This window comes from Aeromonas sp. QDB54 (assembly GCF_027707385.1).
Taxonomy (GTDB): Bacteria; Pseudomonadota; Gammaproteobacteria; order Enterobacterales; family Aeromonadaceae; genus Aeromonas; species Aeromonas hydrophila.
In genome coordinates, this window is record NZ_JAPCIT010000019.1 from 15,234 (window position 1) to 38,237 (window position 23,004).

The following is a 23,004-nucleotide window of genomic DNA, read 5'->3' on the forward strand; positions in this document are numbered from 1 at the left end:
GGCCCTCCTATCGAGGCTTACAGTTTCTTGGCTTTCTCGACAACTTCGTCGATGCTGCCAACCATGTAAAACGCCTGCTCCGGCAGATCGTCGTACTCGCCTTTCAGGATGCCCTGGAAACCACGGATGGTCTCTTTCAGCGGCACGTATTTGCCCGGGGAACCGGTAAACACTTCTGCCACGAAGAACGGCTGGGACAGGAAACGCTCGATCTTACGGGCACGGGCTACGGTCAGTTTGTCTTCTTCTGACAGTTCATCCATACCCAGGATGGCGATGATGTCCTTCAGCTCTTTGTAGCGCTGCAGTACGGTCTGAACGCCACGAGCAGTCTCGTAGTGCTCCTTGCCAACCACCAGCGGATCCAGCTGACGGGAGGTGGAGTCCAGCGGGTCAACGGCCGGGTAGATACCCAGTGCCGCGATCTGACGGGACAGTACGACGGTCGCATCCAGGTGGGCGAAGGTGGTCGCCGGAGACGGGTCGGTCAAGTCATCCGCAGGCACGTAAACGGCCTGTACGGAGGTGATGGAACCAGTCTTGGTGGAGGTGATACGTTCCTGCAGAACACCCATCTCCTCGGCCAGGGTCGGCTGGTAGCCTACTGCGGAAGGCATACGGCCCAGCAGTGCGGATACTTCAGTACCGGCCAGGGTGTAACGGTAGATGTTGTCCACGAAGAACAGCACGTCACGACCTTCGTCACGGAACTTCTCGGCCATGGTCAGACCGGTCAGCGCCACGCGCAGACGGTTTCCGGGCGGCTCGTTCATCTGACCGTAAACCAGAGATACTTTGTCCAGTACGTTGGACTCCATCATCTCGTGGTAGAAGTCGTTACCCTCACGGGTACGCTCACCTACACCGGCGAACACGGAGTAACCGCTGTGTTCGATCGCGATGTTACGGATCAGCTCCATCATGTTGACGGTCTTGCCTACACCGGCACCACCGAACAGACCAACCTTACCACCCTTGGCGAACGGGCATACCAGGTCGATAACCTTGATGCCGGTCTCCAGCAGGTCGTTGCTGTTGGACTGATCTTCGTAGCTGGGAGCCGCGCGGTGGATGGACCAACGCTCTTCTTCACCGATCGGACCTTTTTCGTCGATCGGATCGCCCAGTACGTTCATGATCCGACCCAGAGTCGATACACCGACCGGCACCTGGATGGATTTACCGCTATTCACTACTTCCAACCCACGACGCAGACCGTCGGAGGAGCCCATGGTGATGCAACGAACGACGCCGCCACCGATCTGTTGCTGAACTTCCAGCACCAGACCCTGGCCTTGACCTTCGCTGACAACCTTCAGTGCATCGTACACCTGGGGCACGGCATCTTGCGGGAACTCGATGTCCACCACAGCGCCGATGATTTGGACGATGAAACCGTTACTCATGTCAAATCCTCTAAACCTTTGATAACCCTTGCCTTACACCGCAGCAGCACCGGATACGATCTCTGTCAGTTCCTGGGTAATACTGGCCTGACGGGCCTTGTTGTATACCAGTTGCAGATCGTTAATCAGGTTACCGGCGTTGTCAGTCGCGGCTTGCATGGCAACCATTCGGGCTGCCTGTTCACTTGCCAAGTTTTCCACTACCCCCTGGTAGACCTGGGATTCGACGTAGCGAATCAGCAGGGTATCCAGCAGTTGCTTGGGATCCGGCTCATAGAGGTAATCCCAGTGGTGTTTCTTGGCAAGCTTGCTGTCTTCAGTTACGGGCAAAGGCAGCAGTTGATCGACTCGTGGTTGCTGAACCATGGTGTTGACGAACTTGTTGTACACCAGGTACAGCCTGTCAATCTCACCGTTGTCGTAAGCCTTCAGCATGACCTTGACTGAACCAATCAGGTCATTGACGCTCGGGTTATCGCCCAGTCCTGCGACATGAGCTTTCACCTTGGCGCCGTGCCGTTCAAAGAAGTTGGAGGCCTTGTTGCCGATCAGAGCCAGGTCAACCTTGGCTCCTTTCGCGCTCCATTGCTTCATATCATTGAGGGCAGCCTTGAACAGGTTGATGTTCAAACCGCCACACAGGCCACGGTCGGTGGAGACGACGATGTAACCCACTCGCTTGACCTCACGTTCGATGAGGTAGGGGTGCTTGTATTCCAAGTTCCCCTGAGCGATATGGCCGATCACCTTGCGCATGGTTTCAGCGTACGGACGGCTGGCAGACATGCGATCTTGCGCACGGCGCATCTTGCTTGCTGCCACCATTTCCATAGCGCCGGTGATCTTCTGAGTGTTTTTCACACTCCCGATCTTGTTACGTATCTCTTTTGCGCCGGCCATCTCTTACTCTCCATCAGGTGGCAGCTCGCGCTGCCACACACGCTTACCAGGTCTGGGTTGCCTTGAAGTCATCCAGCAACGCAGTCAGCTTGCCAACGATCGCGTCGTTGTAGTCGGCCTTGGCATTGATTTCAGCCATCAGCTCAGCATGCTGGGTATTGGCGTAAGAGAGCAGAGCGGCTTCGAAGTCGACGATCTTGTTCAGCTCGACATCGGAGAGATAGCCTTTTTCCGCGGCGAACAGCACCAGAGACTGGTGAGCCACGCTCAGCGGAGAGTACTGTTTCTGCTTCATCAGCTCGGTCACTTTCTGACCGTGGTCCAGCTGCTTGCGGGTTGCGTCGTCCAGATCGGAGGAGAACTGGGCGAATGCCGCCAGTTCGCGATACTGGGCCAGCGCAGTACGGATACCACCGGACAGCTTCTTGACGATCTTGGTCTGAGCAGCACCGCCCACACGGGATACGGAGATACCCGGGTCAACCGCCGGACGAATACCGGAGTTGAACAGCTGTGAGGTCAGGAAGATCTGACCATCGGTGATGGAGATCACGTTGGTCGGTACGAATGCAGATACGTCACCCGCCTGGGTTTCGATGATCGGCAGCGCGGTCAGAGAACCGGTCTGGCCTTTCACGGCACCATTGGTGAACTTCTCTACGTACTCGGCGTTGACGCGAGCAGCACGCTCCAGCAGACGGGAGTGCAGATAGAAAACGTCACCCGGGTAAGCTTCACGTCCTGGCGGACGGCGCAGCAGCAGGGAGATCTGGCGATAAGCTACGGCCTGCTTGGACAGGTCATCATAGATGATCAGCGCGTCTTCACCGCGGTCACGGAAGTACTCACCCATGGAGCAGCCGGCATACGGAGCCAGGTACTGCAGAGCGGCAGCTTCGGAAGCAGAGGCAACCACCACTATGGTGTTGGCCAGGGCGCCGTGCTCTTCCAGCTTGCGCACCACGTTGGCGATGGTGGAGGCCTTCTGGCCAATCGCAACGTAGACACACTTAATGCCGGAGTCTTTCTGGTTGATGATGGTGTCGATCGCGATGGCGGTCTTACCAACCTGACGGTCACCGATGATCAGCTCACGCTGGCCACGACCGATAGGGATCATGGCATCGATGGCTTTCAGACCGGTCTGGACCGGCTGGTCAACAGACTTACGCTCGATAACGCCCGGTGCAATCACTTCGATCGGCGAGAAGCCGTCGTTGTCGATTGGACCTTTACCGTCGATCGGCTGACCCAGGGTGTTCAACACCCGGCCCAACAGACCACGACCGACCGGCACTTCCAGAATGCGGCCAGTCCCTTTTACTTTCATTCCTTCTGACAGACCGTCATAGGAACCCATGATCACCGCACCGACGGAGTCACGCTCCAGGTTCAATGCCAGAGCGTAGCGGTTGCCCGGCAGCTCGATCATCTCACCTTGCATGGCATCGGCCAGGCCGTGAATACGAATGATACCGTCGCTCACAGAGACGATGGTACCTTCGTTACGCGCTTCGCTCTTGATATCAAACTGCGCAATGCGCTGCTTGATCAGCTCGGCGATTTCAGTGGAATTCAGTTGCATGCTCTAATACCCCAATCAAGATTGCAGCGCGTCAGCCATGCGATCCAGCTTACCGCGGACTGTACCGTCGATAACCAGATCACCGGCCTTGATGAGCACCCCGGCCATCAAGGACGCATCCATGCTGCAATTCAGCTTCACTTTGCGCGCGAGACGTTGTTCCAGAGAAGCCTGAATATTGGCTTTCTGCTGGTCGGTCAGTTCGATCGCCGAAATCACGTCAGCCTGAACTTCTTTATCCAGTTCAGCCTTGAACGCGACGAATTCAGCAACGACCGCCGGCAGCACACCCAAGCGACCATTCTCAGCCATCACCCGGATCAGGTTCTGACCATGCTCGTCGAGTTGCTCACCGCAGATACCGACAAAGATACTTGCCAGTTCTTCAGCAGCCACAGAGCCGTTTACCAGGTTGTGGATGGTCTCGTTCTCCGCTACTTGTGCAGCGAAGCCGAGCATCCCCAGCCACTGGTCAACCGCCTTGTGCTCAACAGCAAACTCGAAAGCAGCCTTGGCGTAGGGGCGAGCGATTGTAGTCAGTTCAGACATAGCCCCGTTCCCGTTACAGTTCTGCTACCAGTTTGTCGACGATGTCGCTGTTGGCAGCCTGGTCGATTTGACGCGCCAGGATCTTCTCTGCACCAGCAATGGCAAGAGCAGCAACCTGCTTACGCAGTTCTTCTTTGGCACGATGACGTTCAGCTTCGATCTCGGCACGGCCCTGAGCCAGGATTTTTTCCCGCTCAGAGTGGGCACCGGCAGCAGCCTCATCAATGATCTGGGCTTTACGTTTGTTAGCCTGTTCAATGATTTCTGCAGCCTGGAGCTTGGCTTCTTTCAGCTGATCGGTGGCGTTGGCCTTGGCCAAATCCAGATCTTTCTTGGCACGCTCCGCGGAAGAGAGACCGTCAGCAATGGCTTTCTGACGGGCTTCGATGGCTGCCATCAGCGGCGGCCATACGTACTTCATGCAAAACACTACGAAGATGAAAAAAGCAATTGCTTGGCCGAGGAGGGTGGCGTTGATATTCACAGCCTATGTCCTCTTAGTTAGTTAATGGGTTATGTCCGGGAGTCGTTGAGACTTAGCCAGCAACCGCAAACATCACGTACAGACCCAGACCAACGGCGATCATCGGGATCGCATCCACCAGACCCATCACGATGAAGAACTGGGTACGCAGAACAGGGATCAGGTCAGGTTGACGAGCAGCGCCTTCCAGGAACTTGCCACCCAGGATACCGATACCGATGGACGCGCCGATAGCCGCCAGACCCATCATCATTGCAGCAGCGATGTACAGCAGGTCCATGTTCAAGTTTTCCATGAGGATCTCCATTTATTTAGATGTAATTGATTGTATAAAAAGGATTATTTGAGTTGCATCAACCATGGTCTTCTTGTGCCATCGACAGATAGACGATGGTCAGCACCATGAAGATAAACGCCTGCAAAGTGATGATCAGGATGTGGAAAATTGCCCAAGGCACGGACAGGATCCACTGTGACCACCAGGGTAGCAAACCCGCAATCAGGATAAAGATCAGTTCGCCAGCATACATGTTGCCGAACAGTCGAAGACCCAGAGAAACAGGTTTGGAAATCAGCGTAACAGTTTCCAGGATGAGGTTAACCGGGATGGCCGCCGGGTGGTTGAAAGGCTGAAGCGTCAGCTCCTTCACGAACCCGCCGATACCCTTGACCTTGATGCTGTAGTACAGGATCAAGAAGAACACGCCCAAAGCCATGGACATGGTGATGTTAACGTCAGCAGAGGGAACCACACGCAGATAGGGAACACCCATCAACTGTGCAGCGTGGGGGATAAAGTCAACGGGGATCAGATCCATCAGGTTCATCAGGAAGATCCACACGAACACTGTCAGGCCCAAAGGTGCGATGACCTTGTTACGACCGTTAAAGATGTCCTTGACGTTACCACTCACAAACTCGACCAGCATCTCCACAAAGCACTGCAGTTTGCCGGGCACACCGCTGGTAGCCTTGACGGCGACACGGCGGAACGACCAGATAAACAGAGCGCCTAGCAAGACGGAAAATATCATGGAATCGATATTCACCGTCCAGAACCCAGACCCGACTTGCAGATGGGTCAGATGGTGGGAGATATATCCCTGAGGAGTCAGGACTTCTCCGGTTGCAGACATGAGTTTTCCTAATAGTGGTTGTTAAGCGTGAATGAGACTATCCACTGTACAACGAGGGCGAGGATATAAGTGGCGAAGAACGAGACGGTATCGACCTCGATCCCGGCGCCAAACATCAGGGCGAAAAGTCCTGTTGTAGTAATGAGCTTAATCCCTGCCCCACCATAAAAGTCCCGCAGAACCAGGCCCACACTCTCCTTCGTCACCTTGCGGCGCAGAACCCAGAGCGTGAACAGGGCTTGAGGAACCCAGTACATGCCCCCCCCGAAGAGGGAGGAGCGTCCGGCAAACGCACCGGTCTGGTAAAACCAGATGGTACTGATCGCCAGGATCAGGACGAGCTGACAAACGAGCATAGCCAAGGCCAGCGTCAAACCTTCCAAGGCTATTTTCTGCTTCACCAACCTACCCCTGAACATTACAGAACTGTAAAAAATCGGGATCCGAAGACCCCGCGTTTACAGCCCCAAAAGCCGGTCAAATTATACCCTTGAAGACAGCTATTGCAACATGGCAAAAATCCTTAATTTTTGCGGCTTTCCGCACAGAATTAAGGTTATGTTCATATCAAAAGGAATGGATGTTTTATTACTACAAAAAGCGTAAAAATCACGTTTCTGACAGGCCAAAATAGCCCAATACCCGGTCCAAATCCGCCAAGTTCTCGTAACTTATTACTAACTTACCGCTATCCTGTTTTCCCGGCTGAAGTTGTACCTGATTGCCAATTTTTTCTGAAATCTGGCGCTCGAGATAACCAAACTGGGGATCACGGACGGGCTCGACCTTGGCTTTTGCCGGTTCCAGCGCTTTTTGCACCAGCTTCTCGGTATCTCGCACTGTCAGCCCCTTCTGGGCCACCAGTTTCGCCAGTTCGGACTGGGCCTGGCCGCTCAGGGCCAGCAGGGCGCGGGCATGACCCATGTCGAGGTCGCCGTGCTCGACGAAGCGCTTCACGTCGTCGTTGAGCTGATTGAGGCGCAGCAGGTTGGTGACCGTGGTACGGGACTTGCCCACCGCCTCGGCCACCTGCTGGTGGGTCAGTTCGAATTCGGTCAGCAGCCGCTGCAGGGCGACCGCCTCTTCGATGGCATTGAGATCCTCGCGCTGGATGTTCTCAATCAGCGCGATGGCGACGGCCGCCTCGTCAGGCACGTCCTTGACCAGGCAGGGCACCACTTCGAGGCGGGCCAGCTGGGAGGCGCGCCAGCGCCGCTCGCCAGCGATGATTTCGAAGGAGTGCTCGCCGAGCGGACGCACCACGATGGGCTGGATCACCCCCTGGGCACGGATGGAGTTGGCCAGATCTTCCAGCGCATCCTGCGACATATCCTTGCGCGGCTGGTACTTGCCGGATTGCAGCCACTCCACCGGCAGCTTGCGCAGCTCGCCCTGGTTGGTCGGGGCCATGGCCTGCTCGGTGCGCTGGTCGCTCATCACCTGTTTCTGGCGCGCGGCCGTGCTGGTGCTGAGCAGAGCGTCCAGCCCCTTGCCCAGCCCACGTTTTTTCGGCGTCATATGCTCTCTCGGTCTGCGATGGTCACCTGACGTTCCTGCTCCTGACGGCGCAGGATCTCGCCAGCCAGAGCCAGATAGGCCTTGGCGCCCACCGATGATTTGTCATAGTGCATGGCCGGCGCACCGAAGCTCGGCGCCTCAGCCAGTCTTACGTTGCGGGGAATGATGGTGCGATAGACCTTGTCCCCGAAGTGCTGTTTAAGCTGATCGGACACATCATTGGCCAGCCGGTTGCGGTGATCGAACATGGTGCGCAGCACCCCCTCGATCTTCAGCTCCGGGTTGACCACGGCTGCCAGCTTGCTGATGGTGTCGACCAGGGCGGTGAGCCCTTCCAGCGCATAGTATTCGCACTGCATGGGCACCAGCACGGAATCGGCGGCGGCCATGGCGTTAACGGTCAGCATGTTGAGAGAAGGCGGGCAGTCGATGAAGACGTAGTCGTATTTGTCCCGTACCGAGGCCAGCGCATTGCGCAGGCGGATCTCGCGGGCGAAAAATTCCATCAGCCGGATTTCGGCTGCGGTCACGTCGGCGTTGGCGGCGATCAGGTGATAGCCCCCGGAGGTTTCGGGGATGATCACCTCGCCGATGGGGGCGTCCTCGATCAGCAGCTCATAGGCGGTGCGCTCGACGTCGTACTTGTCGACACCGCTACCCATGGTGGCATTGCCCTGCGGATCCAGATCGATCACCAGCACCTTGCGGCGGGTAGCGGCCATGGAGGCGGCCAAGTTCACACAGGTGGTGGTTTTACCCACTCCACCCTTCTGGTTGGCTATGGCGATGACTTTTCCCACACTGTCCCCTAAATGAAACTGCGACCCTATTCGGGCTGGATATGTTTGAATTCCAGCAGATGACGTTCGCCTTCCAGCTCCGGTACCACCAGTTGATGGGAGGCGACCAGATGGATGTTGGCGGGCAACCGGGCCAGCTCCTGCTCGGGGAATTGTCCCTTGAGCGCCAGGAAGCTGCCCTGGGCCGACGGCAGATGGTGACACCAGCTCAGCATGTCTTCCAGCGAGGCGAATGCCCGGCTCAGCACGCCGTCAAAACCGACCTCGGGCTGATACTCCTCGACCCTGGATTTGACCGGCGTCACGTTGGTCAAACCCAGCTCCAGGATCACCTGGCGGATGAAGTTGATCCGCTTGCCCAGACTGTCCAGCAGCACGAATTGCTTGTCCGGGTTGATGATCGCCAGCGGCAGGCCGGGCAGGCCCGGGCCGGTGCCCACATCGATGAAGCGCTCACCGTGCAGGTGCTGGCTCACCACCAGGCTGTCGAGGATATGCTTGACCAGCATGGCGTCCGGATCTCGTACCGAGGTGAGATTGTAAGCCTTGTTCCACTTGTGCAGCAACTCGACAAGCTGAACCAACTGGGTCTTTTGGGTATCGGTGATAACAATTCCGGCCTGCATGAGCAGGCCGTTCAATCTTTCCAGCATGTTTTGCAACGGTAGGATCCTCAGGCGGTTTTACGCAGCAGGCCGTGTTTTTTCAGATGAACCAGCAGGATGGAGATGGCCGCCGGGGTGATGCCGGAGATGCGGGACGCCTGACCTATGGTCTGCGGCTTGGCATCGTTGAGCTTGGCGATCACCTCGTTGGAGAGGCCGTTGACGTCGCGGTAGTTCATGTCCAGCGGCAACAGGGTGTTCTCGTTGCGCAGCTGCTTCTCCACTTCGTCGTGCTGGCGTTCGATGTAGCCGGCGTACTTGATCTGGATCTCCACCTGATCGGCGGCTGCCGTATCGGGCAGGGCCGGACCGACCCCCTCGATGGCCATCAGGGCCTCATAGGTCACCTCGGGGCGACGCAGCAGCTCTTCCAGGCTCTGCTCGCGGGTCAACGGGGTGTTGACCAGGGCATTGACGGCTTCCAGCGACGGATGCTGCGGGTAGATCCAGGTCGAGCGCATACGCTGACGCTCCTGCTCCACCAGCTCCATCTTGGCGTTGAACTTGCCCCAGCGCTCGTCGTCCACCAGACCCAGTTCACGACCGATGCCGGTCAGACGCAGGTCGGCGTTGTCTTCGCGCAGCAGCAGACGATATTCGGCGCGGCTGGTGAACATGCGGTAGGGCTCGCGAGTCCCCAGGGTGGAGAGATCGTCCATCATCACGCCGATGTAGGCCTGATCCCGGCGCGGATGCCAGGCATCTTTCTCCTGCGCTCGCAGACCGGCGTTCAGACCGGCCAGCAGACCCTGGGCGGCCGCCTCTTCATAACCGGTGGTGCCGTTGATCTGGCCGGCGAAGAACAGGTTTGGAATGCACTTGCTCTCCATGTTGGCCTTGAGATCCCGCGGATCGAAGAAGTCATATTCGATGGCATAGCCGGGACGGGTGATATGGGCATTCTCGAAGCCGCGCACGGAACGGACGATCTGCACCTGCACGTCGAACGGCAGGCTGGTGGAGATCCCGTTCGGGTAGAGTTCGTGGGTGGTCAGGCCTTCCGGCTCGACGAAGATCTGGTGCGCCGTCTTGTCGGCAAAACGGGTAATCTTGTCCTCGATCGACGGGCAGTAACGCGGCCCAATTCCCTCGATCACCCCGGCGTACATGGGGCTGCGATCCAGGTTGTTGCGGATCACCTCGTGGGTGCGCTCGTTGGTATGCGTAACATAACAGGGCACCTGACGCGGGTGCTGGCTGGCGTCGCCGATGAAGGAGAAGACCGGACGCGGATCGTCGCCGTACTGGGCCTGCATCACCGATAAATCGACACTGCGGGCATCGATGCGCGGCGGTGTGCCGGTCTTGAGGCGATCGATGCGCAGTGGCAGTTCCCGCAGGCGCTGGGCGAGAGCGATCGAGGGAGGATCCCCGGCGCGGCCGCCCTTGTAGTTCTCCATCCCGATGTGGATCAGGCCGTTCAGGAAGGTGCCGACGGTCAGAACTACCGTCTTGCCACTGATGCGGATCCCGCTCTGGGTGACCACGCCGGCAACCCGCTCCCCGTCCATGATCAGATCGTCACAGGCCTGCTGGAAGATCTTCAGGTTGGGGTAGTTCTCCAGCATCTGGCGTACGACGGCCTTGTACAGCAGGCGATCCGCCTGGGCACGGGTGGCGCGCACTGCCGGTCCTTTGGAGGAGTTGAGGGTGCGGAACTGGATCCCGCCAAGATCGATGGCGCGTGCCATGATCCCGCCGAGGGCATCTACTTCCTTGACCAGGTGTCCCTTGCCGATCCCGCCGATCGCCGGATTACAGGACATGTGTCCCAGCGTATCGATATTGTGGGTCAGCAACAGGGTATTCAGCCCCATCCGGGCTGCCGCTGTTGCTGCTTCGGTTCCTGCATGACCGCCGCCAACGACGATCACATCAAATTGTTCATGGTATTGCATTGGGGATCACCTTGATCTGCACGCCTGAAGATCTTTATTTGCCTGGGCTGAAGGGCGGAACATTCTATCTGTTTCACGCCCTGAGGGGAACGTCTACTTAGCGTTCAGTATGGAGGGAGGATCCACTAAATAGATCTTAAGGATCTTTAGATCGATCTTTTATTGGATCTTTTATTAGGATCCGCCACTTCTGTTGATAAGCTCTTTTTGATCATAAAGATCATCGTGTTAAAGACGATCCCAGGTTGTGGAAAAGCTTGGATCCTGGCCCCGTGAACTGGGGGATAACAAGGGTTTTTATACACAGAGGCTTGCCGCTCTGGATCTCATACATGGATAACTATAGGTTTTACAGAGTTTCACACCATAGTTATACACATTTTTCGGCGGCGTTGTGGGTAACGGCGTAGAACAACTTATCCGGATCCATCTGTTAATAACCTGGTGGATAGCGATCTGGGGATAAGCGGGGAGATCAAGGCCTTTTTTACCGGATCTCCCGCTCCCGTTCAGGCGATCAATGCCAGCCAGTCCCGGATCCAGCCTTCAGCGGCATCTTCCGGGATCTCGTGCTGGGTCACGTCGATGTCCAGACGATCTCCAATCCGGCTGGCGCCGCACTCGGCCAGCAGTCGATCCAGCGTCTTGCCGCCCTGGCAAAAGGTGTCATAACTGCTGTCACCCAGCGCGATCACGCTATATTTCAATGTTTTAAGATCCGGATGCTGCTCGGCAAGATCCTTGGCGAAGGGCTGCAGGTTGTCCGGCACATCGCCGGCGCCGTGGGTGGAGGTGACCACCAGCAGTATGGCTTCGGGCTCGGCGAGCACCTCGGCCAGGCTGGCCGGATTGTGGATCTCGGCCTGATGGCCTGCCTGTTCCAGCAGGCTGGCGACGTGGTCTGCGACATATTCGGCGGCTCCCAGCATGGAACCGACGACGAGATTGAGTTTGGCCATGGAATGGATCCTGATTTCTGACGAAGCGAGGGAAAGCCGGATTCTACCGCCAAAGGGTGTGGATAAATATGGATAAAGCTTGGGGATAATGGATCCTCGGTGCTTTTTGCCCATCAATGGGGATCCCCGACGCTCCGTTGACGCCTTCTTGCCGATTGGCAGAAAAAGATCGGCTCCCCCCTTCATATGCTGCTCAATCGACGCCTTGATACGTTAAGTAACAATGCAGATGCAAATGATTAGCAATTATTGAATCGATTCGATCATGGCTCCTGTAGTAGCATGTCGCTGCTTTATTCGCCTGAGGAACCGGGCAACCGGCATGACCGGGCACCAATAATAAGAAATCAGAAACAACTAATTGATATTTGAGACACTTACTATGATTGCGCAAAAAGACACCCCCATCGCAGCAATGCGAAAGAGAGGCGCACAGCAACTGTTGCCGCTCTCCTGCCTGTTGGCCAGCCTGCCCGTGCTGGCGGCCGAACAACCGAAAGAACTGCCCAAGGCCAGCGAGACCATGGTGGTCACCGGCACCGCCATGAAGGTGGAAGTGCCGATGGCCGAGACGCCTCGCGCCGTCTCCGTGGTCAATCGCGAGGACCTGGATCAGCACGCCGTGCAGCAGCTTGACGAGTCCCTGCGCTATCGCTCCGGCGTGCTCAGCGGCCTCTATGGCTCCGACAACAATACCGACTGGTTCAAGGTGCGTGGCTTCGATGCCGCCTCCTATCTGGACGGCAACCGCCTGTTCGGCACCGGTTACTATGTCTGGACGCCGGAGCCGTTCGGCCTGGAGAGCGTGGAAGTGCTGAAAGGGCCGGCCTCGATCCTCTACGGGGAGGCGCCTCCCGGTGGCGTGATCAATGCCATCAGCAAACGGCCGACCGCCACCCCGCAGGGGCTGCTGGATCTGCAGCTCGGCAGCCGGGATCACCGCCAGATCGGGGTGGATGTCTCCGATGCGCTGACCGACAACAGCCGCTACCGCATGGTTGCTCTTTATAAAGAGCGTGACGGCGTGCTGGACGGTACTTACAACGATCGCGTCTATCTGGCGCCGAGCGTGACCTTCGATCTCTCGGATCGCACCAGCCTGACCCTGCTGGCCAGCTTCCTGCACGACGAAGGGGTGCCGACCAACGGCTTCTTCCCGGTTTACGGCACCCTCAATACCAGCGGTGGCCAGATCGATCCCAGCACCAACCTGAGCCAGCCGGATTACGATCGCAACCGCAACACCCAGATCTCCACCGGTTACGAGCTGGCCCACCAGCTCAACCAGACCTGGGAGTTCAAGCAGAACGTCCGCTTCAACTACAACGATCTGCTGCTGCGCCAGACCTATATCTTCCCGACCTATGAAGGCACTACCGCCTTCCGTGGCCTGGTCTATCGCGATGGCACCACCAAGAGCGCCACCATGGACAACCAGATGGTGGGTTACTGGAACACCGACAGCACCGAGCAGACCCTGCTGCTGGGGGTGGATCTGCAGCGCCATGTCAATGAAGGCCAGGAAGCCGACAACTACGGCATGGGCTCCATCAATACCATGAACCCGGATTACAGCGGCTTCCCCGGTTTTGATGAATCCACCGCCACCCATCAGAAGAGCACCAAGGGCCAGAGCGGCCTCTACGCCCAGCACCAGATCCGCTGGGACGATCGCTGGTTGCTGACCGGTGGTGGTCGCTTCGACTACGTGGAGACCCACAACATCAGCGAAGCCAAGGGCAAGAACGAGAAGCAGTATGATCACGAGCTCTCCCTCTCCGGCAGCTTGATGTACCTGGCCGACAACGGTCTCTCTCCTTATATTGCCTATGCCGAGTCGTTCGAGGTGCTGCCGGGGATCGACCCCAACACCAGCCAATCCTACAAGCCGCTCAAGGGCACTCTGTACGAGACCGGCGTCAAGTACGCGCCGAGTTTCCTCGATGGCTACATCAACCTGGCCCTGTTCGATCTGGAACAGACCAACTCGCTGGTCTCCACCGGTTCCGGCCAGCAGACCCAGGCCGGTGAAGTGACCTCCCAGGGGGTCGAACTGGAAGGGAGCGTGCAGGCCACCGAGGCGCTGCGCCTGACCGCCGCCTACACCTATACCGATGCCAAGACCAACGACACCGGCAAGGGGGATCGCCGTGCCAGCCTGATCCCGCGCCACCAGGCCTCCTTCTGGGGCAACTACAAGGTGCAGCAGGGTCCGGTCTCCGGTCTGGAACTGGGTAGCGGCGTGCGCTACGTCGGCTCCAGCGTCGGCATCGGTGCCGTGAATGCGGACTACACCCCCATCTACGGCTCGGCCGAGGTGCCGGCCCATACCGTGTGGGATGCGATGATCGGGTATGACTTTGCCAAGAACTGGCGTGCTCAGCTCAACGTCAACAACCTGCTGGGTGATACCTACGTGGCCAGCTGCGACTACTACTGCTACTACGGCGAGCCGCGTAGCGTAGTGGGCAGCATCAACTACCGCTGGTAATCGAAGTCGGGCGGGAACCCGGTTCCCGCCCTTCTTTTCACCTGCAGTTGCTCTGATCTCTCTGGAATACCGGTCCGTTATGGAACTCTTGTCTCTGGTTTATCGCCAATATCGTTGGCCCTTCATCGCCATTACCCTGCTCAGCCTGCTCAGTGCCGTCAGCGGGATTGGTGTCATTGCCTTTATCAATCAGTCTCTCGTCGAATCAGTCGGCGATCCGCTACCGGTGCTCGGCCAGCTGATCGGCCTCATCTTATTGCTGCTGGTGATCACGCTCGGCTCTCAGCTGGCGCTGACCACCCTCGGCCATCATTTCGTCTACCGGCTGCGCGGCCGCCTGCTCAAGCAGTTGCTGGATACCGATGTCGCCCGCCTGCGCCAGATTGGCCAGGGGCCGCTGCTGGCCTCTCTTTCCAGCGACATCGGCCAGATCACCATCGCCTTCGTGCGCCTGCCTGAGCTGGTGCAGGGGCTGGTGCTCACCCTGGGGTCGGCCCTCTACCTCGGCTGGCTGTCGCCGGCTCTGCTCGGCGTCACCACCCTCTGGGTCACCTTCACCATGGTGGTGGGCTGGCTGCTGGTGAACCGGGTCTATCGCCATCTCTCCCACATGCGTCAGGCCGAGGATCGGCTCTATCAGAACTATCAGGCCATCATCGCCGGCAGCAAGGAGCTGGCGCTCAACCGTGAGCGGGCCCACTTCGTCTATCACCAGCTTTATCAGCAGAATGCGCAGGACTACCGCCAGCAGATCATCCGCGCCGATACCTATCACCTGAGCGCGGTGAACTGGTCGAATATCATGATGCTGGGGGCCATCGGTCTGGTCTTCTTCCTGGCCAACGGGCTGGGCTGGGCCGACACCCAGGTGGCCGCCACCTTCGCGCTGACCCTGCTGTTCTTGCGCACCCCCTTGCTGCAGGGCATTGGCGCCCTGCCGACTCTGCTCTCCGCCCAGGTGGCGTTCGACAAAATAGCGGCCCTCAATCTGGCCGCGCCGGACGCCAACTTCCCGCTGCCGTCCGCGCCCCGCGCCTGGCAGCGCATCGAGCTGGAGCAGGTGAGCTTTCACTATCAGGGGGAGGGTGGCTTTGCCGTCGGCCCTATCGATCTGGTCATCGAAAAGGGGGAGCAGATCTTCATCATCGGTGGCAACGGCTCCGGCAAGTCGACCCTAGCCATGCTGCTGACCGGCCTCTATCAGCCGGTAGCGGGCCGGATCCTGCTGGATGGGGAGCCGGTCACCAATCGCAACGCCTATCTGGCGCTCTTCTCCGCCATTTTCACCGACTATCACCTGTTCCAGCACCTGCTGGGGCCGGAACCCAAGGATGAGCTGGTGGCCGAGTGGCTGGAGCGGCTGCAGATGGGCAGCAAGCTCACCATCGAAGATGGCTTCATCGCCGATATCGACCTCTCCCAGGGGCAGCGCAAGCGGGTCGCCCTGCTGCTGGCGCTGGCCGAGCAGCGCGAGGTGATGTTGTTCGACGAGTGGGCCGCGGATCAGGATCCCCAGTTCCGCCGCATCTTCTATCAGCTGCTGCTGCCGCGCCTGAAGGAGATGGGCAAGACGGTGATCGCCATCAGCCACGACGATCTCTACTTCTCCCAGGCCGACCGGTTGCTGGAGATGCGCCAGGGCCGGCTCAGCGAGCTGACCGGCGAGCGGCGCGAGCAGGTGAGCCGCGATGCGGTCGCCCATCTGGATTGTGACTTGAATGCAGAGGTGCCGGTTTGAACCCGGCCAACAGGAACCGCTTATGTTTGAGATGAAATCAGCCAGCTTCGCGGTCAATGACCGCACGCTGCTGCACCCCACCGATCTCTGTTTCGAGCAGGGCAAGGTCTATGGCCTCATCGGCCACAACGGTTCGGGCAAATCCACCCTGCTCAAGCTGCTGGCACGCCAGCAGCCGCTCAGTGACGGCGAGATCCGGTTCGATGACAAGCCGCTGCCGGCGTGGGGGGCGCGCGACTTCGCCCGTCAGGTGGCCTATCTGCCCCAGCATCTGCCGAGCGCCGAAAACCTGCTCGGGCGGGAGCTGGTGGAGATGGGTCGCTACCCCTGGCGCGGCCTGCTGGGCCGGATGGGGGCGGAGGATCACCGCCAGGTCGAACGGGCCATCGCTCTTACTCATACTGAACGCTTTGCCGATCGGCTGGTGGATACCCTCTCCGGTGGCGAGCGGGGGCGGGTCTGGCTGGCCATGCTTCTGGCCCAGGAGAGCCGTTTCATCCTGCTGGACGAGCCGCTGGCCGCGTTGGACGTGGCCCATCAGGTGGAGGTGCTCACGCTCGTCAAGCAGTTGAGCCGTCAGCTCAAGCTCGGGGTCATCATCGTCATTCACGACATCAACATGGCCTCCCGCTTCTGCGATCGGCTGGTGGCGCTGCACTCCGGCCGCCTGCTCACCCACGGCGAACCCGAGCAGATCATGACCGGCGAGACCCTGCACGCCATCTATGGCATCCCGATGGAGGTCATTCGCCACCCGGCCCATGACCACGCCATCGCCATCGTCTGACCGGGGGCCTCTCGTGAACCGTTTATTGAAGAAGATGGGGTCCTGCCTTGTCGGCCTGCTGCTGCCGCTTGCAGCGCAGGCAGACACATCCCAGACCGCCTCCGCGCCGGTACCCCGTATCGCTACCGTCGACTGGACCATAGCCGAAACCCTGCTGGCGCTCGGGGTGACGCCGCTGGCGGTGGGGGATGTCGGCTCCTACCGCGCCTGGGTCGGCGAACCGCTGCTGCCGGCCGCCGTGGTGGATATCGGCCAGCGCGCCCAGCCCAACCGCGAGCTGCTGGCCGAGCTCAAACCCGATCGCATCCTCATCTCGCCGCTGGCGGCCCCGCTGGCGCCGACCCTCTCCCGCATCGCGCCGGTACAATCCATCGCGCTCTACGAGCCGGATGCCGATCTATGGCTGCGGCTGCATGAGGCGACCCTGACCATCGCCGCGCTGGTGGACAAAACCGCCGAAGCCGAGCAACTGCTGGCCGGGCTGGACCAGGATCTGGCGCAGATGCGGGCCACATTACCCGAAGATCTGCCGCCCCTACTGGTGGTGCAGTTCATCGATGAGCGCCATGTGCGGGTATTTGGCCGCCACAGCCTGTTCGAGGCGGTGATGCAGCTGCTCGGCCTGCGCAATGGCTGGCAGGGGGAAACCAATGCCTGGGGCTTTGCCGTGGCCAGCCTGGAGCAGTTGATGGCGCTGCCGCAAGCGCGGCTGGTGGTGGTCGATCCGATCCCGGTCGGGGTGAGCGAGCGGCTGCAGGAACCCGGTCTGTGGCAACAGCTGCCACAGGTGAGGGCGGCGGCCGTGCTGCACCTGCCTGCGGTGTGGAGTTTTGGCGGCGTGCTGGCGGCGCGCCGCTTCGCCGTGCAGCTCAGTACTGCGCTGCAGCAGGATGGGCAAAGCGGGGAGGGGCTGCAATGAACCAGATTTTTCCATTGCCGCTGCGACTGCCTGTCAGCCTGCTGCTGGGGCTGACGCTGGCGCTCGCCGGTTGGGAGCTGGCCGGTCAGTTGCCGGTGGCGCGTTGGCTCGCGGCCCTGTTTTCGCCGGATCTGACCGATGCCAGCCAGGCGGTGGTCCACTTCAGCTGGCTGCCGCGTCTTGCCGTCTGCCTGCTGGCTGGCGCCGCCCTCGGGCTGGCCGGCACCCTGATGCAGCAGGTGCTGCGCAACCCGCTGGCCTCGCCCACCACCCTGGGGGTGGCCTCCGGCGCCCAGCTGGCGCTGATGATGGTGACCCTGTTTGCCCCCTCCTGGCTGCTGCTGGGGCGAGAGTGGATCGCCATGGCCGGCGGCAGCCTCGCCATGGGCCTGGTGTTTGCCCTGGCCTGGCGTCGCCAGCTCAATCCGGTGGTCATCGTCTTTGCCGGGCTGGTGATCAACCTCTATCTGGCGGCCATCAGCATGGGGCTCCTGCTGTTCTTTCAGGAGGAGCTGAAAGGCTTGCTGGTGTGGGGCAGTGGCTCGCTGGTGCAGAACAGCTGGAGCGGGGTGAGCTACCTGCTGCCCCGTCTGCTGCTGGCTGGCGTGCTGGCCGCGGTGCTGGTGCGCCCGCTGGCGGTGCTGGAGCTGGATGATGCCAGCGCCCGCAGCCTGGGGGTCTCCCTTCAACACCTGCGTTTCGCCGGGCTGGGGCTGGCGGTGTTCGTCACCGCCTGCGTGGTGAGCGTGGTGGGGCTGATCGGCTTCATCGGGTTGGCGGCGCCCGCCCTGGTGCGCTTGCTGGGGGTGAGAAAACTGGCCCTGCGGCTGCTGTGGGCCCCGGTACTGGGTGCTCTGCTGCTGGCGGCTACCGATCTGCTGCTGCAATCCCTGAGCCGCAGCGGCTCTGTGCTCATCCCGACCGGTGCCATGACGGCATTGCTGGGGGCGCCACTGCTGCTGTGGCTGATCCCGCGCCTGGGCATCAAGTCGGGCACGCCGAAGGCGAATGCCGCCCTGCTGGTGGCCCGCCACCCGGCGCCGGCCCGCCTTGTCGGCCTGATGTTGATGGGGCTGGTATTGGCGGTGATCGCCTCCCTGCTGTTTGGACAGGGGATGGACGGCTGGCACTGGCCGAGCTGGCTGCGCTGGCAGGCCCAGCTGGAGTGGCGGCTGCCGCGCACCCTGGCGGCCGGTGCTGCGGGCGTGCTGCTGGCATTGGCGGGCACCCTGCTGCAACGGGTCAGCAGCAACCCGATGGCGAGCCCAGAGCTGCTGGGGGTGAGTGGTGGCACCTTCATGGGGGTGATTGCCACGGCGCTGCTGCTGCCCGCCCTGCCGCTGCCCATGATGCTGGTCGGCGGCCTGCTCGGTGCCTTCGGTTGTCTGCTGCTGTTGCTGCTGGTCAATCGCAGCCACGGCTTCCAGCCGGAACGGCTGTTGCTCTCCGGCATCGCCATCACGGCGCTGTTCGAGCCGTTGCAGGCCATCGCGCTGGCCAACGGTGACCTGCGGGTACAACAACTGCTCTCCTGGATGTCCGGTTCCACCTATTACGTCACCCTGCCGATCGCCGGCGGGTTGGTCGTGCTGGCGCTGACGCTGCTGGCGGCCTGTCTGCTGCTCAGCCGCTGGCTCGATCTGCTGCCGATGGGACCGGCGGTGGCCGCCGCGCTCGGCATTCGGCTCAACCGGGCCCAACTCGCCATCCTGCTGCTGGTGGCCGTGCTGACCGCCAGCGCGACCCTGGTGGTGGGGCCGCTCTCCTTCGTCGGCCTGCTGGCGCCGCACATGGCCAAGCTGATGGGACTGGTGCGGGCACGCTGGCATCTGCTCGGTGCCGCCGTCTCCGGCGCCCTGCTGATGGTGTCGGCGGACTGGATTGGCCAGCAGATCCTGTTCCCGCAGGAGGTGCCGGTGGGGCTGGTCTCCACCTTGTTAGGGGGCGCTTACTTCATGTGGTGCCTGCGCCGCCTCTAGGTTGGTGGATGAAAAATGCGCAATAAAAAGCCCGGGATGAACCCGGGCTTTTTATTGCCTGCCGTGCGGCGTTATTTGCCGATGCAGAAGCTGGAGAAGATGCGACCCAGCAGATCGTCGGAGCTGAACTCACCGGTGATCTCGGAGAGGGACTCCTGCGCCAGGCGCAGCTCTTCGGCCACCAGCTCGCCGGCCACGAACACCTCCAGCTGCTCCTTGGCCACCAGCAGCCGCTCGGCGGCGCGTTCCAGCGCATCCAGGTGACGGCGGCGGGCCATGAAGCCCCCCTCGGTGTTGCCCTGGAAGCCCATGCAAGCCTTCAGGTGCTCGCGCAGGGCGGGCAGCCCCAGCTCGGTCTTGGCGGAGATGCGGTAGACTGCGTGGCCCTTCTCCTGACTCGGAGCCAGATCTTCGCCGGTCAGGTCGGCCTTGTTGCGCACCACGGTGAGGCCGATCTTTTTTGGCAACCGATCAACAAATTCCGGCCAGATCTCCCGCGGGTCGACCGCATCCGTGGTGGTGCCATCCACCATGAACAGCACCCGGTCGGCCTGCTCAATCTCGGCCCAGGCACGCTCGATGCCGATCTGCTCCACCTTGTCCTGGGTATCGCGCAGGCCGGCGGTGTCGATGATGTGCAGCGGCATGCCATCCAGATGGATGTGCTCGCGCAGCACGTCACGGGTGGTGCCGGCGATCTCGGTGACGATGGCGGACTCGCGGCCGGCCAGGGCGTTGAGCAGGCTCGATTTGCCGGCGTTGGGACGACCGGCGATCACCACCTTCATCCCTTCCCGCAGCAGGGCACCCTGCTTGGCCTCGCCGCGTACGTCGTCTAGCTCCGCCATGATGGCGTAGAGATCACCCGCCACCTTGCCGTCGGAGAGAAAATCGATCTCCTCGTCCGGGAAGTCGATGGCGGCCTCCACATAGATACGCAGCCGGGTGAGACTCTCCACCAGCTGCTGGATCTTGCCGGAGAACTGCCCCTGCAGGGAGTGCATGGCACTGCGGGCCGCCTGCTCGCTGGATGCCTCGATAAGGTCGGCGATGGCCTCGGCCTGGGCCAGATCCAGCTTGTCGTTCATGAAGGCGCGTTCGCTGAACTCGCCGGGGCGGGCAGGGCGCAGCCCTTTTATCTGCAGTATGCGGCGCACCAGCATGTCCATGATCACCGGGCCGCCATGGCCCTGCAGTTCCAGCACATCTTCGCCGGTGAAGCTGTTGGGGGCCTTGAACAGCAGGGCGATGCCCTGATCCAGCGGCTGGCCTTGCTCATCCCTGAACGGCAGATATTCGGCATAACGCACCCGGGGGAGCTTGCCGAGCACTATCTCGGCGACCTGTTCGGCGGCGGGACCGGAGACGCGGACTATGCCGACGCCACCCCGGCCGGGGGCGGTGGCCTGGGCCACGATGGTATCTGTAGTCATCTTGCTTGGCTCATTTGTTCGCTGATGGTTCACAGCAGTGGGGTCATTGTAATAAAAAAGGCGGCCCGAAGGCCGCCTCTTTTGTCATCCATCTTGCCATCGGGAGCGATTAGCTGCGGGTATGCAGGCCTTTCTTCTCAAGCTGACGGTAGATGATGGTCTGCTGGGTAATGGAGATGACGTTGCTCACCAGCCAGTACAGGGTCAGACCTGCCGGGAACCAGAGGAACATGAAAGTGAAGATGATCGGCATGAACTGCATCACTTTCTGCTGCATCGGGTCGGTAATGGTGGTCGGGCTCATCTTCTGCAGGTACCACATGGACGCACCCATGAGGATCGGCAGCACGAAGAAGGGGTCCTTCACCGACAGGTCGGTGATCCACAGGGCGAACGGCGCGTGGCGCAGCTCAACGGATTCCATCAGTGCCCAGTAGAGGGCGATGAAGATCGGCATCTGCACCAGGATCGGCAGACAGCCACCCAGCGGGTTGACCTTCTCCTTCTTGTACAGCTCCATCATGCCCTGAGACATCTTCTGGCGATCGTCGCCGAAGCGCTCACGCAGTGCGGCCAGCTTGGGCTGCAGCATGCGCATCTTGGCCATGGAGGTGTACTGGGCCTTGGTCAGCGGGAACATGATGCCGCGTACCAGCAGGGTCAGCATGATGATGGCCACACCCCAGTTCTGGACGAAACCGTGGAACACGGTCAGCAGCCAGTGCAGCGGTTGGGCTATGAACCAGAGCCAGCCGTAGTCGACGGTCAGGTCGAGGTGGTTTGCCACCTTGGCCATCTGGTCTTGCAGCTTGGGACCGACCCACAGCTTGCTGGTCACTTCGGCCTGCTGGCCGGCAGCCACGTCAACCAGCGGCGCCTTGTAGCCGATGATGGCCTGGTCTTTGCCAGGGATCACGCGGCTGTAGAAGCTGTTGGTATCGTCGGCATTCGGTGCCCAAGCAGAGACGAAGTAGTGTTGCAGCATGGCGACCCAACCACCCTTGGTGGTCTTGTTCAGGTCGGCATCCTTCATCTCGTCGAAGGTGTACTTCTTGTAGCGGGTATCTTCGCTGGAGAAGGCACCACCACGGTAGGCACTGGCCACCATGGCATGACCCTGCTGGTCTTTCGGGGTAGTCACGGTCTGCTTCAGCTGACCGTAGAACTGCACCTGGACCGGCTCGGCGGACTTGTTGTCGATCTTGTAATCGACGCCAACGGCGTAGTCACCACGCTTGAGGACGAACTCCTTGGTGAAGACCACGCCCTTGCTGTCGGTCCAGGTCATCGGTACGACGACTTGATCCTGACCATCGGCCAGCTGGTAGCTGGTCTGGGCGGCTTCGTAGGTGGGACGACCCTGGGCCTGGCTGTCAGGACCATTGCGACCAACCAGACCGCTCTGGGCAACGTAGAGGTGCTCAGGTTGGCTGGTCAGCAGTACGAACGGTTGATCCTTGCCCTCTTCCAGCTTGTGGGCCAGCAGATCGGCAGAGACGATGTCGCCACCCTGGGTATCCAGGGTCAGCTTGAGCACGTCGGAGGAGACGGTGATCAGCTTGCGTGCGGTGTTCGCATTGGCTTGCTCGGAAACCTGAGGAATATCACCGGTCTGACCGGCTTCAGGTACGAAATGTTCGGTTTGGGCCACGGTAGTCGGGGCCGGCTTCGGAGCCTTGTCGGACTCCCACTGTTGCCAGAGCAAAAAGCTCACGAACAGCAAACCGATCAGGATGAGATTGCGTTGTGATTCCATA

The 23,004-nt window shown here is 60.2% G+C and carries 20 protein-coding genes; 5 read left to right on the forward strand and 15 right to left on the reverse strand.

The annotated features are described in order from the left end of the window. Positions 1-17: 17 nt before the first annotated feature. The 13 genes from atpD to mioC all read right to left on the reverse strand — a co-directional run bounded on the left by atpD (position 18) and on the right by mioC (position 11,900). The gene (atpD, locus tag PG881_RS17595) at positions 18-1,406 is read right to left on the reverse strand and encodes a F0F1 ATP synthase subunit beta (protein WP_005307215.1); all 1,389 of its coding nucleotides are present in this window, start codon (positions 1,404-1,406) and stop codon (positions 18-20) included. 33 nt (positions 1,407-1,439) lie between these two features. Next, positions 1,440-2,306 carry a F0F1 ATP synthase subunit gamma gene (atpG, locus tag PG881_RS17600; RefSeq protein WP_011707909.1) on the reverse strand — a complete coding sequence of 289 codons (867 nt, stop codon included), beginning with the start codon at positions 2,304-2,306 and terminating at the stop codon, positions 1,440-1,442. Between the two features lie 43 nt (positions 2,307-2,349). Next, positions 2,350-3,891, reverse strand: coding sequence for a F0F1 ATP synthase subunit alpha (gene atpA / locus PG881_RS17605; protein WP_011707910.1), 1,542 nt, complete (start codon positions 3,889-3,891; stop codon positions 2,350-2,352). Positions 3,892-3,906: 15 nt separating this feature from the next. Beyond that, on the reverse strand, positions 3,907-4,440 hold the full coding sequence (gene atpH / locus PG881_RS17610; protein WP_011707911.1) for a F0F1 ATP synthase subunit delta: 534 nt from the start codon (positions 4,438-4,440) through the stop codon (positions 3,907-3,909). 13 nt (positions 4,441-4,453) lie between these two features. Then, complete coding sequence (gene atpF / locus PG881_RS17615; RefSeq protein WP_011707912.1) at positions 4,454-4,924, reverse strand: F0F1 ATP synthase subunit B; 471 nt, start codon at positions 4,922-4,924, stop codon at positions 4,454-4,456. A 52-nt stretch (positions 4,925-4,976) separates the two neighbouring features. After that, the gene (gene atpE, locus PG881_RS17620; RefSeq protein ID WP_005307205.1) at positions 4,977-5,219 is read right to left on the reverse strand and encodes a F0F1 ATP synthase subunit C; all 243 of its coding nucleotides are present in this window, start codon (positions 5,217-5,219) and stop codon (positions 4,977-4,979) included. 58 nt (positions 5,220-5,277) lie between these two features. Next, positions 5,278-6,060 carry a F0F1 ATP synthase subunit A gene (atpB, locus tag PG881_RS17625; protein WP_270801731.1) on the reverse strand — a complete coding sequence of 261 codons (783 nt, stop codon included), beginning with the start codon at positions 6,058-6,060 and terminating at the stop codon, positions 5,278-5,280. Positions 6,061-6,068: 8 nt separating this feature from the next. Next, positions 6,069-6,479, reverse strand: a complete 411-nt coding sequence (locus tag PG881_RS17630; RefSeq protein ID WP_270801734.1) for an ATP synthase subunit I — start codon at positions 6,477-6,479, stop codon at positions 6,069-6,071. A gap of 190 nt (positions 6,480-6,669) precedes the next feature. Then, a complete protein-coding gene (locus PG881_RS17635) occupies positions 6,670-7,578 on the reverse strand; it encodes a ParB/RepB/Spo0J family partition protein (RefSeq protein WP_011707915.1) in 909 nt (302 codons plus the stop codon). Beyond that, positions 7,575-8,378, reverse strand: a complete 804-nt coding sequence (locus PG881_RS17640) for a ParA family protein (protein WP_011707916.1) — start codon at positions 8,376-8,378, stop codon at positions 7,575-7,577. Before PG881_RS17640 ends, PG881_RS17635 begins: the two co-directional genes overlap by 4 nt. A 26-nt stretch (positions 8,379-8,404) precedes the next feature. Then, the gene (gene rsmG, locus PG881_RS17645) at positions 8,405-9,031 is read right to left on the reverse strand and encodes a 16S rRNA (guanine(527)-N(7))-methyltransferase RsmG (RefSeq protein WP_270801736.1); all 627 of its coding nucleotides are present in this window, start codon (positions 9,029-9,031) and stop codon (positions 8,405-8,407) included. 20 nt (positions 9,032-9,051) lie between these two features. Continuing rightward, complete coding sequence (gene mnmG / locus PG881_RS17650) at positions 9,052-10,941, reverse strand: tRNA uridine-5-carboxymethylaminomethyl(34) synthesis enzyme MnmG (protein ID WP_270801738.1); 1,890 nt, start codon at positions 10,939-10,941, stop codon at positions 9,052-9,054. Between the two features lie 509 nt (positions 10,942-11,450). Then, the gene (gene mioC / locus PG881_RS17655) at positions 11,451-11,900 is read right to left on the reverse strand and encodes an FMN-binding protein MioC (protein ID WP_270801740.1); all 450 of its coding nucleotides are present in this window, start codon (positions 11,898-11,900) and stop codon (positions 11,451-11,453) included. Positions 11,901-12,282: 382 nt separating this feature from the next. Here mioC and PG881_RS17660 point away from each other — a divergent pair, with 382 nt between their 5' ends. From PG881_RS17660 to fhuB, 5 genes are all read left to right on the forward strand, one after another. Beyond that, positions 12,283-14,391 (forward strand): TonB-dependent siderophore receptor, encoded by a 2,109-nt coding sequence (locus PG881_RS17660; protein WP_029305116.1) that lies wholly within the window; start codon positions 12,283-12,285, stop codon positions 14,389-14,391. Positions 14,392-14,470: 79 nt separating this feature from the next. Further along, the gene (locus tag PG881_RS17665; RefSeq protein WP_270801745.1) at positions 14,471-16,129 is read left to right on the forward strand and encodes a multidrug ABC transporter permease/ATP-binding protein; all 1,659 of its coding nucleotides are present in this window, start codon (positions 14,471-14,473) and stop codon (positions 16,127-16,129) included. A 22-nt stretch (positions 16,130-16,151) separates the two neighbouring features. Continuing rightward, a complete protein-coding gene (locus PG881_RS17670) occupies positions 16,152-16,916 on the forward strand; it encodes an ATP-binding cassette domain-containing protein (protein WP_005307174.1) in 765 nt (254 codons plus the stop codon). Positions 16,917-16,950: 34 nt separating this feature from the next. After that, on the forward strand, positions 16,951-17,835 hold the full coding sequence (locus PG881_RS17675) for an ABC transporter substrate-binding protein (protein ID WP_270801825.1): 885 nt from the start codon (positions 16,951-16,953) through the stop codon (positions 17,833-17,835). Beyond that, complete coding sequence (fhuB, locus tag PG881_RS17680; RefSeq protein WP_270801749.1) at positions 17,832-19,814, forward strand: Fe(3+)-hydroxamate ABC transporter permease FhuB; 1,983 nt, start codon at positions 17,832-17,834, stop codon at positions 19,812-19,814. The genes PG881_RS17675 and fhuB overlap by 4 nt, the downstream gene beginning before the upstream one ends. A 71-nt stretch (positions 19,815-19,885) precedes the next feature. On the opposite strand, the gene mnmE is transcribed toward fhuB, so the two are convergent. Beyond that, positions 19,886-21,247: a tRNA uridine-5-carboxymethylaminomethyl(34) synthesis GTPase MnmE gene (mnmE, locus tag PG881_RS17685; RefSeq protein WP_270801750.1), complete on the reverse strand. Its 1,362-nt coding sequence runs from the start codon at positions 21,245-21,247 to the stop codon at positions 19,886-19,888. A gap of 109 nt (positions 21,248-21,356) precedes the next feature. Then, positions 21,357-23,003 carry a membrane protein insertase YidC gene (gene yidC, locus PG881_RS17690; protein WP_011707925.1) on the reverse strand — a complete coding sequence of 549 codons (1,647 nt, stop codon included), beginning with the start codon at positions 23,001-23,003 and terminating at the stop codon, positions 21,357-21,359. Position 23,004 lies beyond the last annotated feature (1 nt).

What these genes read in the sequence shown, in the direction of transcription:
- atpD (WP_005307215.1), bottom strand. Translation starts at nt 1,406, where the DNA reads ATGAGTAACGGTTTCATCGTCCAAATCATCGGCGCTGTGGTGGACATC.
- atpG (WP_011707909.1), bottom strand. Translation starts at nt 2,306, where the DNA reads ATGGCCGGCGCAAAAGAGATACGTAACAAGATCGGGAGTGTGAAAAAC.
- atpA (WP_011707910.1), bottom strand. Translation starts at nt 3,891, where the DNA reads ATGCAACTGAATTCCACTGAAATCGCCGAGCTGATCAAGCAGCGCATT.
- atpH (WP_011707911.1), bottom strand. Translation starts at nt 4,440, where the DNA reads ATGTCTGAACTGACTACAATCGCTCGCCCCTACGCCAAGGCTGCTTTC.
- atpE (WP_005307205.1), bottom strand. Translation starts at nt 5,219, where the DNA reads ATGGAAAACTTGAACATGGACCTGCTGTACATCGCTGCTGCAATGATG.
- atpB (WP_270801731.1), bottom strand. Translation starts at nt 6,060, where the DNA reads ATGTCTGCAACCGGAGAAGTCCTGACTCCTCAGGGATATATCTCCCAC.
- PG881_RS17630 (WP_270801734.1), bottom strand. Translation starts at nt 6,479, where the DNA reads ATGTTCAGGGGTAGGTTGGTGAAGCAGAAAATAGCCTTGGAAGGTTTG.
- PG881_RS17635 (WP_011707915.1), bottom strand. Translation starts at nt 7,578, where the DNA reads ATGACGCCGAAAAAACGTGGGCTGGGCAAGGGGCTGGACGCTCTGCTC.
- rsmG (WP_270801736.1), bottom strand. Translation starts at nt 9,031, where the DNA reads ATGCTGGAAAGATTGAACGGCCTGCTCATGCAGGCCGGAATTGTTATC.
- mnmG (WP_270801738.1), bottom strand. Translation starts at nt 10,941, where the DNA reads ATGCAATACCATGAACAATTTGATGTGATCGTCGTTGGCGGCGGTCAT.
- mioC (WP_270801740.1), bottom strand. Translation starts at nt 11,900, where the DNA reads ATGGCCAAACTCAATCTCGTCGTCGGTTCCATGCTGGGAGCCGCCGAA.
- PG881_RS17660 (WP_029305116.1), top strand. Translation starts at nt 12,283, where the DNA reads ATGATTGCGCAAAAAGACACCCCCATCGCAGCAATGCGAAAGAGAGGC.
- PG881_RS17665 (WP_270801745.1), top strand. Translation starts at nt 14,471, where the DNA reads ATGGAACTCTTGTCTCTGGTTTATCGCCAATATCGTTGGCCCTTCATC.
- PG881_RS17670 (WP_005307174.1), top strand. Translation starts at nt 16,152, where the DNA reads ATGTTTGAGATGAAATCAGCCAGCTTCGCGGTCAATGACCGCACGCTG.
- PG881_RS17675 (WP_270801825.1), top strand. Translation starts at nt 16,951, where the DNA reads ATGGGGTCCTGCCTTGTCGGCCTGCTGCTGCCGCTTGCAGCGCAGGCA.
- fhuB (WP_270801749.1), top strand. Translation starts at nt 17,832, where the DNA reads ATGAACCAGATTTTTCCATTGCCGCTGCGACTGCCTGTCAGCCTGCTG.
- mnmE (WP_270801750.1), bottom strand. Translation starts at nt 21,247, where the DNA reads ATGACTACAGATACCATCGTGGCCCAGGCCACCGCCCCCGGCCGGGGT.
- yidC (WP_011707925.1), bottom strand. Translation starts at nt 23,003, where the DNA reads ATGGAATCACAACGCAATCTCATCCTGATCGGTTTGCTGTTCGTGAGC.